Source organism: Myxococcus sp. AB056 (assembly GCF_006547365.1).
GTDB classification, from domain to species: domain Bacteria; phylum Myxococcota; class Myxococcia; order Myxococcales; family Myxococcaceae; genus Myxococcus; species Myxococcus virescens.
On the sequence record NZ_VHLB01000033.1, the window covers coordinates 1 to 15,979 of the forward strand.

The following is a 15,979-nucleotide window of genomic DNA, read 5'->3' on the forward strand; positions in this document are numbered from 1 at the left end:
GGCTTCCACCATGCGCGGGGCGGGGTGGCCCTCTGGGTCCAGCACCACCTCCATGAGGAGGATGCCCTCGTAGAACAGCACCGGCGTGGGCACGCGCACACCTTGGGCGTGCAGCTTGTAGAGCGAGTCAGACTCCGCGCTCTTCCAGGCATCCTCGGCGGCGTTCTGGCCGAAGCGGCTGCCCTTCTCCATGGCGCGGCGCGTGCGCGAGTTGCGCACCTCGCGGCCTTCCCGGTAGCCCGCGTTGTTGCGGAAGTTGCGCTCGTGGCGCTCCTTGTACAGCTTGGCCGCGACCACCTGGCCGGCATGCTGGACCAGCCATACCTCGGCCTCCTTGCCCGTCTTCAGCTGGCCGATGATGGCTTCGATGATGCCATCGGCCAGGAGGGTCTCTAGCGAGTCATTCATTCCGACGCGGGGTTCCAGTGGGGGCCGGGCAGGATTGGCGGCGCAGTAGCGAGCGTGCGGGCGGCCCTGTTCGCGGCGCACGGCGGCATGTGAACATCTCGCGGGCCCTTCTTGCTACCAACACAGTGCGGCAAGCAGTCAAGAAGGCTGGCGGACGGCCTGCTAGCAGTTTGCCTCCCGGGGTTCCAGGGTAGCCTGGGCTTTGAATACGCGGGGTGGGTCATCTTGGACCATGTTTTGGGCTTGATTCCAGGCCCTCCCCACGGTCCGCGTTCGCCAGGGGACGGAGGCCGCACCCCATAATGGGTGGGTTGGGGCGCGCGCCGATGCTTGGACCCGAACGAGGGAGCGCTACGATGCGCGCGGTCCAGGGAGGGGTTCATCATGGCGACGAAGTCACGCAAGACGGCTGTTGCGAAGAAGTCATCCCGGCGTACCGCGACGGCGAAGAAGGCCACGCCGAAGAAGGCGGCTGGCAAGGCGCGCGGCGCGAAGAAGACCACCGCGAAGAAGAAAACCACCACGAAGAAGACGACGGCGAAAAAGACCACGGCGAAGAAGGCGGCGGCGAAGAAGGCCCCCGCGAAGAAGACGACGGCGAAGAAGGCAGCGGCCAAGAAGACCCCTGCGAAGAAGGCCACCACGCGCAAGGCGGCGACGCGGCGGACCTCCAAGTCCCGGCGTGAGCGGCCCACGCCAGGGGCGCCCTTCGTCGAGCAGGTGGAGACGACGTCCGCGGGGCTCCAGCCCCTGGCGCCCGTCCACGCCGCGGTGGACGAGTTCACCAGCTCCGGCGACGAGGTGCTCGACATCTTCCAGCGGTACGACCGCGACCGGACCGGCACCATCGACCGTGCGGAGTTCGCGCGCTTGCTGGAGGCGCTGGGGCAGAACATCTCCGACGAGGAGTTGGAAATCGCCGTCGACATCGTCGACACGGACCGCACCGGGAAGATTTCCTGGAACGAGTTCAAGGCCTGGTGGAACAGCCGCTGACGGCCCGTCGCAACACCGACCTGATCCGCGCGCGTCTGGCATGATGCGGTCCGAGCGGGCCTTCATTCTCGTGGCAGGGGGAAGGGTGGCTGACCTGGCGTCAAGCGCACATGCAGCGATTTTCGAGCACTCGCGGGATGGAGTGCTCGTGCTGGATGCTGGGCAGCGCATCGTGGAGGTCAACCGCGCCGCGGAACGCATCTTCGGGCCGCGTGGCAGACTCGTGGGGCAGCCGGTGGGGCTGCTCCTGCCCGGCTGGCGTCCTCCCGAGCCCCGCGCTCCCGCCGATGCCGCCCTGCGCGAGACGGAGCTGGCTGGACATCGCCCGGGCGGCTCCGGCCCCGCGCACTACCTGCGGGTGGTGACGCTGCCCCTGTCCGGAGAAGAGGACGGGGGCTGGGTCTTGCAGCTCCATGACATGACGGCCCGCCTGGAGGTGGAGGCCTCGCTCCGGCAGCAGAAGGAGTTCTTCGAGGCGGTGGTCATCAACAGCCCGGTGGCCATCATCACCATCACCCGCCAGTTCCGCGTGCTGTCGTGGAACCCCGAGGCCACGCGCCTGTTCGGGTATTCGCCGGCGGAAGCGCTCGGCAAGCACATCTTCGAACTGGTCGCCACCGAGCCCACCGTCCTCCCGGAAGCGGAGCAGGCGTCGCGCGAGGTCGTGCAGCGCGGGCGGCTGCGCTCCGTCACCCGGCGGGTCCGCAAGGATGGCAGCGTGGTGGACGTGGAGCTGCGGGCGCTGCCGGTGTCGGTGGGTGGGCGGCAGCTCGGCTTCATCGCCATCTACCACGACATCACCGACCTCGAACGGGCACGCAAGGCGGCGGAGGCGGCCAATCAGGCCAAGAGTCTGTTCCTGGCCACCATGAGCCACGAAATCCGCACGCCGATGAACGCCATCATCGGCATGACGGGCCTGCTCCTGGACCGGGCGCTGACGGAAGAGCAGCGCGACTTCGTCGCCACCATCCGTCAGAGTAGCGAGGCGCTGCTGACGTTGCTCAACGACGTGCTGGACTTCTCCAAAATCGAGGCCGGTCGCTTCGAGGCGGAGCTGCGGCCCTTCGACTTGCGCCAGTGCGTGGAGTCCGTCCTGGACCTGATGGCCGTGCGCGCCAGCGAGAAGGGGCTGGACCTGGGGTGTGACCTCGCGCCGCATCTGCCGCAGATGCTGGTGGGCGATGCGTCGCGCCTCCGCCAGGTGCTGCTCAACCTGGTGGGCAACGCGCTCAAGTTCACCGAGCACGGCGGCGCGGTGGTGAGCGTGGAGGGATTGGCCCTGGGCGGCGCGGAGGGCGCGGCGGACTGGGAGCTGACCTTCAGCGTGCAGGACACCGGCCCCGGGATTCCCGACGACCGGCGTACCGGGCTGTTCCAGCCGTTCAACCAGTTGGATGCCTCCGTGTCGCGGCGCTTTGGTGGCACGGGGCTGGGGTTGGCCATCTCCAAGCGGCTGGTGGAGGCCATGGGCGGCACCATCTGGGTGGAGAGCGAGGGCGTGCCCGGACAAGGCACCACCTTCCGCTTCACCCTGCGCGCCCAGGCCGCGCCACAGGCCTACGCGGTGCAGCCGCGCCAGGAGCAGGGGTTGTTGCAGGGCCGGCGCGTGCTCGTCGTGGATGACAACGCCCTGTTTCGAAGGTTGCTGGGCCGGCAGCTCCAGGCGTGGGGCCTGGTGCCCGTGGAGTCCGCGTCGGGGATGGAGGCGCTCGCCCAACTCGAGGCGGGGGCTTCGTTCGACGCGGTGCTCATCGACCACCACATGCCGGGGCTGGATGGCACCGCGCTGGCCGAGCGCATCCGGCAGCGCGATGAGACGCGGGCCCTTCCCCTGGTGCTGGTGTCGACGCCGGGCCGGCGGGGCAATCCCCCCGAGGGCCTGTTCGCGGCCGTGTTGTCGCGTCCGCTGAAGGACTCGCAGCTCTACGACGCGCTGGTGTCGTGCTTCTCGCAGCACCTTCCCCAGCTCCCGGAGCCCCGGCAGACGCGGCCCTCGCAAGCGGGGCCCTTTCCGGGGGAGCGGCCGGGGGACACCGTGCCGCTGGACATCCTCCTGGTGGAGGACAACGCCACCAATCAGAAGCTGGCGCTGCTCGTGCTGGAGCGGCTCGGCTACCGCGCTGACGTGGCGCTGAACGGACGCCAGGCGCTGCAGGCGTTGTCCCAGAAGCGCTACGACGCGGTCCTCATGGACCTGCAGATGCCGGAGATGGACGGCCTGGAGGCCACGCGCCGCATCCGCCAGGAACTGCCGCCCAAGGCGCAGCCCTGGGTCATCGCGATGACGGCCAACGCCATGGACTCCGACCGGGAGCAGTGCTTCTCGGCGGGCATGGATGACTTCCTGGGCAAGCCCATCCGCGTGGAGGCGCTGACGGCGGCGCTGCTGCGCTGCCAGCCCCGGCGTTCGGAGGTGGCACCGGAGCGACGGGTCGCGAGCGGCGCGGTCGCGCTGACGCCGCTGCAAACAGTCATGGAAGGCCTGCCGGACGCGGCGCGCATCCCGGGCCTGGAGTCTGCCGCGCTCGCCCGGCTGTGGGCGGAGCTGGGGGCGCAGGCGGCGCAGATTCTCCCCGAGCTCATCGACACCGCGCTGCACAGCATGCCGGCGCTCCTGGAGGACGCGTACTCGGCGCTGGTGCGTGGGCACGCGGACGACCTGGGCCGGGCGGCGCATACGCTCAAGTCGAACGCGGCCTGGTTCGGCGCCAGCGCGCTGGAGTCGCAGGCCCGCGACATCGAATTGCAGGCGGACTCCGGGCTGCTGGAGGACATGCCCGAGCGGCTCGAGCGGTGTCGGGCGGAGCTGGAAGTGACGCGGCTCTTGCTGGGCCGCCTGCGGGACAGCGTCCTGGCCCTGTCCGGCGCCTGACACGCGGCGAGTGGGGCGGCCCGGATTACGCAGCGGAGGCGCACGTCGACCGTGCGCGACGCCCCATTCGAGCGCTATCTCTTCAGGCTCATTCGCGAATGCCACCGAGGAGAGTCAAAACGCATGGCCCGATACGACTTCGACCTGTTCACCATTGGCGGCGGCTCTGGCGGTGTGGCGGCCAGCCGCAGGGCCGGGGCACATGGGGCCCGGGTGGCGCTGTGTGAGGACCGCGACGTGGGCGGCACGTGTGTCCACCGCGGCTGCGTGCCCAAGAAGCTCCTGGTGTACGGCGCGCACTTCCGGGAGGAGTTCCAGGACGCGGAGGGCTACGGCTGGACGGTCCAGGAGCCGCTGTTCACCTGGAGCAAGCTGCTGGCCGCCAAGGACAAGGAGTTGGACCGGCTGCGTGGCGTGTATGCGCGCTTGTTGCGCGACTCGGGCGTGACGCTGCTGGAAGGGCGCGGGCGCGTGGTGGACCCGCACACGGTGGAGGTGGCCGGAAAGCTGTACACGGCCGAGCGCATCCTGATTGCCACCGGCTCGCGGCCCTACCTTCCGTCCGACATCACCGGCATCGAGTACGCCATCACCTCCGATGAGGCGCTGTCCTTCCCCGAGCTGCCCCGGCGGCTGGCCGTCGTCGGGGCCGGGTACATCGGCGTGGAGCTGGCGGGCGTCTTCCACGGGCTGGGCTCCAAGGTGACGATGTTGATTCGCGGCGCCAGCGTGCTGGGAGGGTTCGATGACGACGTCCGCTCCTTCCTCACGGACGAGATGCGCAAGAAGGGCATCGAGCTGATGACGGACACCTTCATCCGGGACATCGAAAAGCGCGCCGAGGGTGGGGTGAGCCTGCTGACGGGCGGGGGCGAGACGGTGGAGGCGGACGCGGTGCTGTTCGCCACCGGGCGCGTTCCCAACTCGGGGGGGCTGGGACTGGAGGAAGTGGGAGTGACGCTGGACGCGCGCGGCGCGGTGGTGGTGGACGCGTGGTCCCGCACCTCGGTGGAGAGCATCTATGCGGTGGGCGACATCACGGACCGCATCAACCTCACGCCGGTGGCCATCTCGGAAGGGCGTGCCCTGGCGGAGACGCTCTTCAACGACAACCCGACGCGGATGGACCACACCAACGTACCGTCGGCTGTCTTCAGCCAGCCGTCCGTGGCTTCCGTGGGACTGACGGAGCAGGAGGCGCGGGAGCGCCATGGGAAGCTGGACATCTACGTCACCAGCTTCCGCCCCATGAAGCACACCCTGAGCGGGCGCAACGAGCGCACCATGATGAAGGTGGTCGTGGAGCGCGAGTCCAACCGCGTGCTCGGCTGTCACATGGTGGGGGCGGATGCGCCGGAAATCATCCAGGGACTGGCGGTGGCGGTGAAGTGTGGCGTCACCAAGAAGCAGCTCGATGCCACCGTGGGCATCCACCCCACCGCGGCCGAGGAGTTCGTCACCCTGCGCGACAAGCGGCCGGACCCTGACGAGCGGCTGGCGGCGGAGCTGGGCCGTGATGCGGCGGCGTCTACCCGGCGCTGAGGCCCGCCTCGGGTCGGGTCAGGGGGGCGCTCGTCCCGCCGTCCCTGGGCGGCTTTCGCACTGATTCGAGAGGTGACGACCCCATGAGTGATTCATCGACGGAGGCTCCCTCCCCAGGCGGCGCGCGCATCCGGGGGCTGGAGCAGGTGGACCGGTTGTCGGTGCCGTTGCCCCACGGCACCGAGGTGACGACGCGCGTGGAGCGCCTGGCCTCGGGAGGCCGCCGCATTCCGCAGGGCGTCGTGGGCCGTGTGGTCCGCGCGCATGACGGCGGCTTCGACGTGCAGATTGTCGGCGTGGGGGAGGTGTGGTTCGCGCGGGACGAACTGGTGCCCCGGCGTCCGGGGCAGGTGCAGTTCGCCCAGCGCCGCGAGGCGGCCTGGAGCGCGCTGACGCCGTGTGTGGTGCTGGAGACGCGCGTGGGCAGCCATGCGTGGGGGCTCGCCGACGAGCGCTCGGACGTGGATGTGCGCGGCGTGTTCGCCTTGCCGCTCCCCTGGCGGTTCGGACTGGTGGACGCGCCCAGGGATTTGGTGAGCGCGGATGGCAGCACCACGTACTGGGAGGTCCACAAGGCGGTGGAGCAGGCGCTCCGCGCGGACCCGAACACGCTGGAGACGCTCTTCGTGCCGGGCGCGAAGGCGTTGGACCCGGTGGGCGAGTGGCTCCTGGCGGAGCGCGACGCCTTCGTGTCCAAGGCCCTGTTCGGCAGCTTCGGGCGTTATGCCATGAGCCAGCTCGACAAGCTCACGCGCAGCCAGCGACTGGCGGAGCATCGGGACCTGCTGCTCGAATGGCTGTGCGAGGAGCCCGCGCCGGACCTGGACGAGGTGGCGCGCCGGCTGTCGGCCGTGTCGCCCCGCGAGGCGCCGTCGGCGCAGGACGCGCTACTGGCGGCGAAGACCTACGTGAAGCAGCTCTATCGCTCGCTCTGGGACCAGGGGCTGCTGGCGGCCAACGACTTCAAGGCGCTCACCGCCTATGCGCGAAGCGGCGGTCAACGGCCTCCCTCCGCGCGCGAGCTGCGCCCGAAGAACGCCTACAACCTGTTGCGGCTGGTGGCCACGGCGACTGGGTGGCTGCGCCAGGGCACGCCCGTCTTCGAGGCCTCTGGCGCACTGAAGGCGCGGCTGCTGGACATCAAGGCGGGCCGCGTGCCGCTGGAGGACGTGCTGCGGGACGCGGAGGCCCTTGCGCCAGACCTGGAGGCCGCGCACCGGGAGAGCCATCTGCCGGAGCATCCGGACTTCGAGCGCGCGGACCGGTTGTTGCGGCGCGTGGGCGAGGAGCTGGCGCGGCGCTGGGTGCTGAAGGAACCCGGGCCGCTGGGACGTGACGCGCCGGAGGCCCCGGCCATGGGGTGGAGGGATTCGGAATGAAGGGCACCTTGACGGAACATCAACGCGCGATGGCGGACCGGGTGCTGGACGAGGAGTCCCGGCACCGCGCGCATCTGGTCGTCTCCTTGTCCGGAGCGCACGCCTATGGCTTCCCCTCGCCGGACAGCGACCTGGACCTGAAGTCCATCCACGTCGCGCAGACCGCGGCGTTGTTGACGCTGCAGCCCGTGCACGTCCCCACGGAGCGACTGGAGGTGCTGGAGGGCGTGGAGGTGGACTACTCGTCCAACGAGCTGCTGCCGGTGCTCCAGGGCATCCTGCAAGGCAATGGGAACTACCTGGAGCGGGTGCTGGGGGCCATCCCCCTGCGCGTGTCTCCGGAGCTGGAGTCGCTGCGTCCGCTGGTGCGCGCGGTGCTGTCGCGCAAGATGTACCGGCACTACAACGGCTTTGCCCAGGGACAGTTGCGCGAGTGGGAGAAGAGCGGCTTCCGTTCGGCGAAGCGGCTGCTCTACGTGCTGCGCACCACGTTGACGGGGACCCATGCGCTGCGGACCGGCGTGGTGGAGACGGACGTCACGGAGCTCCTGTCGCAGTACGGCTTCGCGGAGGCCCATGCCCTGGTGGAGCAGAAGCTGCGCGGGGAGAAGAGCGAGCTTCCGGAGGCCCTGAGCGAGCGGTGGCGCGGTGAGGTGTCGCGTGCGTTCGAGGTGCTCGAAGCCGCGCGGGCGGACTCGGTGCTACCCGAGTCTCCGCCCGACGAGGCCGTGGCCGCGCTGGAGGCGTGGATGCTGGACCTGCGGCGGAGGCGCTTCGACGGATAGCCGCTGGTTCAGGGGGCCAGCGCCGCCCGGATGAGGGGCTTCACCTCCGTGGAGAGGTGCATCGCGAAGCTGACGACGCCCGCGCCCGGGTCATCCCGCTGAAGGTGCATCCCGAGGACGGCGTAGTAGCCCGCCTCCCGGTCCACCCAGGGCGTCCATCCGAACGCCCCTGGCGAGCTGATGACGGCGCAGCCCTGCGCGGGTGTGGGGCACTCCAGCCACGCCGTCAGGCCATAGCGGAGGTCCAGGCCCATGTCCGCCGCTGGCGAGTTGCCGACGACGACGCCAGGGAAGGGCTCGATGGCCTGTGCGTCGAAGAGCTCCGGCGTGCCCACGACACCTCCGGCATGCGTGCCCCGGTGGAAGACGAGCGCCAGCAGGGGCGCGTACTCGCTCATGGACGCGCGCAGCCCGCCCGCGACCAGGGGATTGGTGGTGCCCAGCGGGTGATTGGGCGCGGTGAAGTAGGTGACGCCTGAAGGCAGGCCCAGCGGCTGGGCCAGCGTCTGGGTGAAGAGGGCGTTCCACGTCTTGCCCGTGCTCACCTCCGCCATGCGCGCGGCGACTTGCAAGTGGGTGCTGCCGTAGTCGAAGCGCGTCCCGGGAGCCGCGACCAGTGGGGTCTGGGCGATGCTGGCGACACAGTCCGCCAGGGTGATGCCGGATTGGAACGTGCAGAGGTGCGAGGGCTGCAGTCCCGACGTGAAGGAGAGCAGGTGTCGCAGGGTGATTCCCGCCTTGTTCCCCGTCCAGCCGAGCACCTGGCCCGTGGTGGAGTCCAACGAGAGACGGCCCTGGCGGATGAGCTCGAAGAGAAGGGTGCCGGACACCATCTTCGACGCGGAGGCCACGGCCACCCGCCGGTCCGGCGCGAAGTCCCCGACGATGTGCTCGTACACCTTGCGGTCCTGCGCGTCGTACACCGCGAGGCCCAGCCCCGGGACGGAGGCACCCGCCTCGGCGACGCGTGCCTCCAGCACGGCGGTCACCGCGGCCCACGGCGAGCCGGCGTCCGGCTCCGGGGTTCCGGCATCGCCAGGAGGGCTCCCCGCGTCGGGCTGGGGAACTCCCGCGTCCGGGGCGGGTGGAGACGCTCCACCATCCGGGGTGGGCGCGTCTGATTCACCACAGGCAGCCAGGACGACTCCAAGGACGACCAGCAGGGTTCGCAACATGCTCGTGATTTTCGCCTCCGTCCCCCTTCAACGCGCTACCCGGGCGGAGGTTGCGGCGAATTCAGCAGGTCCAAGCGCTGCTCGCGGTCCCAGACCACCTGGTGGCCCCGCTTGAAGTACCAGACGCGGTGCCAGGGAATCTCGCCGTCCGGAACGAAGGCCGCGAACGGCATCTCCTCGCGCGTCTCTCCATGGGCGTCGTAGCCGATGGTGAACTCGCGGGGGTCGAACCGCGGGTCCCACTGGATGCGGTGGTAGACCTCGCGGCTGGTCGTGAAGCGTTCGTCGGACATGGCGGACTCGCGGGAAGCGGGGAGGGGAGACGCGCATGTCCTCATGACATGGAGGCATGGCGCGCCGCACCCGACGCCCCACCGCGGGGCCGCCTGACTTGTCGTCCCTAGGACGGATTCACCCCCGCCACCAGATAGAAGCGGAACTCGCCCGAGTTGACGCTGTAGGCCGCGTCCACGCCCACGAGGGGCAGCACGATGTTGCGCAGGTACAGCCGCAGGCCCGCGCCCACGCCCTGGGCCACCGTGGCGTTCCCCAGCCCGCCTTCCGCGTCCGGGAGGTAGCTGCGCACCACGCGCCCATTGACGTCCCGCAACTCCCGGTCCCCGGGCAGCTTGCGCCACATCATCATCCCCGTGTCGGAGAAGGCGACGCCGCGGAAGGACAGCGGGTTCACCGTGAAGAGGGGGAAGTGGTACTCGGCGGTGAAGGACAGGCGCGTGTCGCCCCGGAACTGGCGGTAGACGAAGCCGCGCAGTGAATTGCCGCCCATCACGAACTCCTGATGGAACGGCAGGTCCACCCCCGCCACGGCCTCGCCGCGCAGCACCAGGTTGTGTTCACCCACCAGCCGCAGGCCATGGCGGTACAGCAGTCCGAAGCGCTCGTAGCGGAAGTCACTGCCGACGCTGGGATTGGAGCGCTCGTAGGAAGCCTCCAGGTTGAGGCCTTCCATCACCGCGTGCAGGTTCTGCCGTGTGTCGATGCCCACCATCAGCCGCAGGGACGCATCCTGCTGCGACGGGCCGAGGGAGAACGCGGGCGTCGTCACCTCCTCGGAGGTGTCGGGGGACTTCGCGTCGATGGACATCAGCCGGTACTTGGCCGCCGCGCGGACGCGCTCGAACAGCAGGAAGCCCAGCTCTCCGGCGATGGACGCGGAGTTCATCCGCGTCCGTCGCACCACCTCGGGACGCCGCTGGCCGGAGCCGGCCTGGTACTCGTCTACCCGGTCGCTGCGAAGCTGGCCTTCCAGGCTGAAGCGGAGCTGGGGCAGCCCGAAGAGGTTCGGGTCCAGGAAGCCCGCGAAGATGCCGCTCTCCGCCGTGCTCACCTGGGCCGCGGTCGCGAACTTCTTACTGCGGCCCCAGAGGTTGTTCTCCGCGTACAGCACGCCGCCGCCGACGTTGTCGGATTGCAGCACGAAGGTGGGCGCCACCACCCAGGAGGCCTTGTCCTCCACCTCCAGAATCAGCCGCACCCGGCCTGGCCCGGAAGGCTCGTAGCTGACCTTCACCTCCTGGAAGAGGCCCGTGGCGACCAGCCGCCGCTCGACCTTGGCCAGGTCCTCGAGCGTGAGCGGGTCTCCTTCCCCCACACGCGCATAGGCGCGCACCGTGTCCGGCTGGGTCTTCTCCGGGCCGCGGACCACCACTTCCTCGACGACCGGGTCTGACTCCGTGATTTGCGCCGGTGCCTGGGACGCCAGGAGGCTCAGCCCCAGCGCCGCGCATCGAACCCACACGCGTCTGCTCATCACTCGTTGCACGTCCGTGAAAGGGGCTGCCGGCCGGGCCCGCGAGGCACAATCTACCTCCAGTTTCGTCCCGGGAGGTGCTCCTCGCGCCGTACACGTCTGCTATGCCAGGGCGCATGTTCTCCTTCATCCGCCAGTTCCGGCGTCGGCGACTGCTTCGCCGCCCCATTCCGGAGGCCTGGCTGGGCTACCTCGACGCGCGCGTGCCCTTCTTCCGCACCCTCTCCCCGGAGCTGCGGCAGTCCTTCCTGGACAAGCTCAAGGTGTTCGCGTGGGAGAAGGAGTTCATCGGCGCCGGCGGCCTGGAGGTCACCGACGAGATTCGCGTGGTGATATCCGCCACCGCGGTGCAGCTCGTGGTGCACCTGGGCCTGTCGTATTACGACCGGCTGCGGGAGGTCATCGTCTATCCCAGCGCCTTCCGAATCCCGGACCGCACGGGAGGGGTGCTGGGTGAGGCGAAGAACTGGGGCTCCGTCATCCTCTCGTGGGAGTCGGTGCTCGCGGGGCTGCGCAACCCGGGCGATGGTCACGACACCGCCACGCATGAGTTCGCCCACGTGTTGGACCGGGCCGACGGCGCCTTCGATGGCACGCCCAACCTGCGCGCGTATTCGCATTACCGGGCCTGGAGCGCGGTGATGAGCGAGCACTTCCACAAGCTTCAGCAGGGCCAGCGCCGGGAACGGCAGGTGCTGGATGACTACGGTGGGCTCAACGAGGCCGAGTTCTTCGCGGTGGCCACCGAGTCGTTTTTCGAGAAACCCCGGCAAATGCAGGAGAAGACGCCGGAGCTCTATGAGGAGCTGAAGCGCTTCTACGGGTGGGATCCTGCGGCTGGCACCTGAACGTCCGAGCGTGAATGTCTCGGCTGTGCTACGCGGCGGCTAGGATGTTCATCTCCTGGAGTGGAATCCATGGCCTTAGCCACCGGTCTGTCCCCATCCATGTTCATCGACCTGGAACGGGAGGCCTGGCGGGCGCTGCGTGCCGCTACGCCTCTGCCGCTGAAGTCCGAGGACATTGATGGACTGCGGGGCCTGGGAGAGCACCTCGACCTGGACGAGGTGGTGGACGTCTACCTGCCCTTGTCCCGGTTGCTGAACCTGCAGGTGGCCGCGGCGCAGCGGCTGTGGGCGGAGCAGCAAGCCTTCCTGGGAGGTTCGGCGCAGAAGGTGCCGTACATCATCGCCATCGCGGGGAGCGTGGCGGTGGGCAAGAGCACGACGGCGCGCATCCTCCAGGCGTTGCTGAAGCGGTGGCCGGACCACCCGCGCGTGGAGTTGGTGACGACGGACGGGTTCCTCTTCCCCAACGACGTCCTCACCGAGCGCGACTTGATGAAGCGCAAGGGCTTCCCGGAGAGCTACGACCGGCGCGCCCTGGTGCGCTTCCTGGCGGAGCTGAAGGCCGGACGCGCGGAGGTGGCGGCGCCGGTGTATTCGCACCTCGTCTACGACGTGGTGCCCGGTGAGGCGCAGGTGGTCCGCCAGCCCGACATCCTCATCCTGGAAGGGCTCAACGTCCTCCAGGCCGGGGCGCAGGAGGGGAAGCAGATGCCGGCGACGTTCCTCTCCGACTTCTTCGACTTCTCCATCTACGTGGACGCGCACGAGCACGACATCCGCCGCTGGTACGTCAACCGTTTCCTCAAGCTCCAGCAGACGGCGTTTCGCGACGAGCGCAGCTATTTCCGCCGGTTCTCCGAGCTGAACCACGAGCAGGCGATTCAGCTCGCCGAGTCGGTGTGGGGTGAAATCAACGGGCCCAACCTGGCCCAGAACATCGCGCCCACCCGTTCGCGCGCGCGCCTCATCCTCCTCAAGGGCCCCGACCACAAGGTGAAGCGGGTGAGGCTGCGCAAGTTGTAGCCGCGCATCAGAAGCGCAGGCGGTAGTGGAACGCCTTGGGCCGCGTCAGGGCGTCGAAGCCCAGCGCGCTCAGCGTCACGCCGCGTCCGGAGTCCTTCACGCCGCTCCATGGCAGCGCGGGGTCCAGCGCGTCACAGCGGTTCATGTAGACGGTGCCCGCTTCCAGTTGCCGCGCCAGCCGGTCCGCGCGCTCCCGGTCGGACGTCCACACGCTCGCGGTGAGGCCCAGCCGCGAGGCATTCATCAGCGCCAGGGCCTCCTCGTCCGAGTCCACCGGCGCGATGGGCAGCAGCGGCCCGAAGGACTCTTCGCGCATCAGCCGCGCCTGGGGGCTCACGTCGCGGAGCAGGGTGGGCTCGAAGAACCGGCCCCGTCCTTCCACTTGTGCCGCGCGGCCACCCGTGACGAGCCGTGCGCCCAGGCTCGTGGCATCCTGGACGAAGGACTGCAGCTCGGCGGGGTGCCAGGGCTGGGCGATGGGGCCCATCGTCGTCCGCTCGGACTCCGGGTCGCCCAGCACGTAGGCGCGCACGAGTGGCTCCGCGGCGGCGATGAAGCGCTCGTACAGCGAGCGGTGCACGTACACCCGCTCCACGGCGCAGCAGCTCTGCCCCGCGTTGTACATGGCACCGTCGACGATGTTCTCCACCGTCTTGTCGAAGTCACAGTCCGGCGCGACGTAGGCCGGGTCGTTGCCTCCCAGCTCCAGGCCTATGTGGAGGAATCGCTCACGCGCGGCCGTCTGCATTCTGTGGCCGCCGAGCACCGAGCCCGTGAAGAGGACGTGGTCCACCCGCGCGTCACCGACGAGTTGCTCCGTCCCTGGGTAGTCCAGGAAGATGGCCTGCACCGCGCCATCGGGCGCGCCTGCTTCGGCGAAGGCGCGCGCGAAGTGGCGACCGCACAGGGGCGTGCGCGGCGAGTGCTTCACGATGACCGCGTTGCCCGCGAGCACGGCGGGCGCGATGGCATTCACCGCGGTGAGGAGTGGGTAGTTCCAGGCGGGCAGGTCCAGCACCACGCCCAGCGGCTCCTTCGCGATTCTCCGCTCAAAGCCGTCCTTGGGCGGAAGGACGATGTCCGCCAGGGATTCCTCGGCGATGGCGGCCATGTGGCGCAGGCGTCCCGCCATGCCGCCCACCTCGCCCCGGGCCTGGGACAGCGGCTTGCCCATCTGCCGGGTGATGTCCCGTGCGATGGCGTCGGTGTTCTTCTCCATCGCCTCGCACGCGCGCAGCACCAGCTTCACGCGCTCCGCCACGCTCAGGGCGCGCAGCGCGCGCGACGCGGCGCGGGCTCGCTCCAGTACGGAGTCCAGCTTCGCGGGCGACGTGGGCTCGACCGAAGCGGCGACGTCACCGGTGAAGGGATTGTCGACGATGTGAGTGAACTGGCTCATGGCCTCGCAGGAAAACCATGGACGCGCATTGCGTCATGGGTCCACGAAGTCGCCAGCCGCCCCATCCACCCCGGCGCGTGAGGTACGCGACAGATGGCGTCCGGGAAGTGTTGTCAGCCCATCGCCAGCCTCCGTGCTTCAGGTGTCGGGCGGGGACGCCACGCAGAGGGTGCCGTCCTCGAGCCCGGCGATGCGCTGGCGGAGCAGTTGCTCCAGCTCTGGCGCGCCTTCCTCCTGGATGAACTCCAGGGCCCGGTGCTCCGCCTGCCGTGCCTCCTCGCAAGCGCCGGTGCCGGCCAGCGCCAGGGCCAGCGTGTCCAGGGCGTTGGGGCTCCACGGCGCGAGCGCCACGGCCCAGCGCGCCAGCGGCAGGGCTTCCTCGCTCCGGTCCTGGTTGATGAGCATCCACGCCAGCTCACGCGCCGCGTTGGCGTTGCGCGGATCGAGCCGCAGGGCTTCGCGATAGGTGGCCTCGCGCTCCTCTTCCGCGGCGGGGGCGTGCCGCAGCGCCATGCCCAGCAGCAGCCACGCCTCGCTCTCGTGGGGATGGGCCTCCACGATGCTTCGGCCAATGGCCACCTGTTCGGACGGCGGCGCGCCGCGCAGCTTCGCGGACAGCGCCAGGAGTCCCGTGGGGTTCAGCCGGAGCGCCTCGTCGAGTTCGTCCCTCGCCACCTTCTGGCGGTTGGTGATGAAGGGTTCCCGATGCGCCAGGTGTGCCCCCAGCGCGGCGAGCCTGGCGCGGATGGCATGGACTTGGGCGTCATCGAGGTACTCCTCGACGAAGGCCGTTCCCACGGACGGCACGGAGACGGTTCGCTGCACGAAACGGCGGTTGCGCAGGTAGTCGTAGAGCACGCCGTCGAGCGAGGGGGACATCAGCTCGGGCAGCGCCCGCGCGAGTGCCTGCTCGGGGGCGACTCCCTGGTTGAGCAGCGCCAGGTATTCGGCGAAGGGCTGGGGCCGCTCATTCAGCAGCCAATGCACCAGCAGCCAGCTCCCCGCGTAGTTCGTGCCAACGGCCTGGTCTTGCTCGCGAGCCTCCAGGGTTCGGTCCCACTGGAGGACTCGCTGCATCGTCCAGCCTCGTGCCACGTCCCGCCGGACGCCGTCGAGCCAGGACGTCATTTGCGCGATGGCCGTCCAGTGCGGCACGCCAACGACAGCAGTCTGTCCATCCTCCGAGAGGCGCAGCGTTTCCAGGTACTCGGCCAGTCCCTCGGACAACCAGCGGGGCTGACGAGAGAGTGGATAGGCGCTCAGGTAGTGGGCGAGTTCGTGGTTCAGTGAGGATGAGGACGCCAGGGACATTCCGGAGAAGGTCTGCTCCCAAGTATCGGGCCGTCCCGACAGGACGATGAGTGCCTCGCTGTCGGAGCGGAAGAAGAAGGCGCGCACGCGGCGTGGGTAGAGGCCCTCGAACTCGCGCGGGTTCTGAAGCACGTAGACGTCCAGCTTCGCCATCTGCTGGCCCAGGGACTGCGGCCACATCGACGTGAGGATGGCGGCGCGGGTCCGCTCCAGGCGCTGCATGGCCTCCCGGGCCTCTTCGGCGGGGAGGTCCGTGTGCAGCGTGTAGTGGTCGCTGTCCAGGCGCAGCCAGGGTCGGCCGCCTTCACCCGGGCACGTGGTGAAGCGCGGGCCCACGACGCACGCGAGCTGGGTGGTGGAGAGCAGTGCAAGCAGTGCCCCCATCGCGAGGCCGTGGCGCAAGTCGGGTCGTCTCCTCGGCCGGGGCGCGGTCCCCGGCGCATGGGCCATGTAACGTCTGACCACCC

Annotated in this window: 13 protein-coding genes; 7 read left to right on the plus strand and 6 right to left on the minus strand. The window is 69.5% G+C overall.

Annotated features, from left to right (window positions below; all coding sequences use genetic code 11):
- The coding region (locus tag FMP39_RS16495; RefSeq protein WP_301340265.1) for an RIO1 family regulatory kinase/ATPase at window positions 1-408 on the minus strand (408 nt) is incomplete at its 3' end.
- Between the two features lie 306 nt (window positions 409-714).
- Between FMP39_RS16495 and FMP39_RS16500 the strand changes: the two genes are divergently transcribed.
- The 5 genes from FMP39_RS16500 to FMP39_RS16520 all read left to right on the plus strand — a co-directional run bounded on the left by FMP39_RS16500 (window position 715) and on the right by FMP39_RS16520 (window position 7,985).
- Window positions 715-1,404: an EF-hand domain-containing protein gene (locus tag FMP39_RS16500; RefSeq protein ID WP_141591196.1), complete on the plus strand. Its 690-nt coding sequence runs from the start codon at window positions 715-717 to the stop codon at window positions 1,402-1,404.
- Window positions 1,405-1,444: 40 nt separating this feature from the next.
- On the plus strand, window positions 1,445-4,279 hold the full coding sequence (locus FMP39_RS16505; RefSeq protein ID WP_141591198.1) for a response regulator: 2,835 nt from the start codon (window positions 1,445-1,447) through the stop codon (window positions 4,277-4,279).
- A 123-nt stretch (window positions 4,280-4,402) separates the two neighbouring features.
- Window positions 4,403-5,821, plus strand: coding sequence for a glutathione-disulfide reductase (gene gor / locus FMP39_RS16510; RefSeq protein ID WP_141591200.1), 1,419 nt, complete (start codon window positions 4,403-4,405; stop codon window positions 5,819-5,821).
- Window positions 5,822-5,904: 83 nt separating this feature from the next.
- Window positions 5,905-7,200, plus strand: coding sequence for a nucleotidyltransferase domain-containing protein (locus FMP39_RS16515; protein ID WP_141591202.1), 1,296 nt, complete (start codon window positions 5,905-5,907; stop codon window positions 7,198-7,200).
- Entirely contained in the window at window positions 7,197-7,985 is a 789-nt protein-coding gene (locus FMP39_RS16520) for a nucleotidyltransferase domain-containing protein (RefSeq protein WP_194858424.1), read from the plus strand. Before FMP39_RS16515 ends, FMP39_RS16520 begins: the two co-directional genes overlap by 4 nt.
- A gap of 8 nt (window positions 7,986-7,993) precedes the next feature.
- On the opposite strand, the gene FMP39_RS16525 is transcribed toward FMP39_RS16520, so the two are convergent.
- The 3 genes from FMP39_RS16525 to FMP39_RS16535 form a co-directional block, all read right to left on the minus strand.
- Window positions 7,994-9,160, minus strand: a complete 1,167-nt coding sequence (locus FMP39_RS16525) for a serine hydrolase (RefSeq protein ID WP_228558045.1) — start codon at window positions 9,158-9,160, stop codon at window positions 7,994-7,996.
- A gap of 35 nt (window positions 9,161-9,195) precedes the next feature.
- Window positions 9,196-9,453 (minus strand): DUF504 domain-containing protein, encoded by a 258-nt coding sequence (locus tag FMP39_RS16530; RefSeq protein ID WP_171410160.1) that lies wholly within the window; start codon window positions 9,451-9,453, stop codon window positions 9,196-9,198.
- A 107-nt stretch (window positions 9,454-9,560) separates the two neighbouring features.
- Window positions 9,561-10,931 carry a BamA/TamA family outer membrane protein gene (locus FMP39_RS16535; RefSeq protein ID WP_228558046.1) on the minus strand — a complete coding sequence of 457 codons (1,371 nt, stop codon included), beginning with the start codon at window positions 10,929-10,931 and terminating at the stop codon, window positions 9,561-9,563.
- A gap of 116 nt (window positions 10,932-11,047) precedes the next feature.
- Here FMP39_RS16535 and FMP39_RS16540 point away from each other — a divergent pair, with 116 nt between their 5' ends.
- Complete coding sequence (locus FMP39_RS16540; protein WP_194858425.1) at window positions 11,048-11,779, plus strand: M90 family metallopeptidase; 732 nt, start codon at window positions 11,048-11,050, stop codon at window positions 11,777-11,779.
- Between the two features lie 69 nt (window positions 11,780-11,848).
- Window positions 11,849-12,802 carry a type I pantothenate kinase gene (gene coaA, locus FMP39_RS16545; protein ID WP_141591208.1) on the plus strand — a complete coding sequence of 318 codons (954 nt, stop codon included), beginning with the start codon at window positions 11,849-11,851 and terminating at the stop codon, window positions 12,800-12,802.
- Between the two features lie 7 nt (window positions 12,803-12,809).
- On the opposite strand, the gene FMP39_RS16550 is transcribed toward coaA, so the two are convergent.
- Both FMP39_RS16550 and FMP39_RS16555 read right to left on the minus strand, forming a co-directional pair.
- Entirely contained in the window at window positions 12,810-14,201 is a 1,392-nt protein-coding gene (locus FMP39_RS16550; RefSeq protein WP_141591210.1) for an aldehyde dehydrogenase family protein, read from the minus strand.
- A gap of 138 nt (window positions 14,202-14,339) precedes the next feature.
- The gene (locus FMP39_RS16555; protein WP_141591212.1) at window positions 14,340-15,914 is read right to left on the minus strand and encodes a DUF1570 domain-containing protein; all 1,575 of its coding nucleotides are present in this window, start codon (window positions 15,912-15,914) and stop codon (window positions 14,340-14,342) included.
- Window positions 15,915-15,979: the final 65 nt, after the last annotated feature.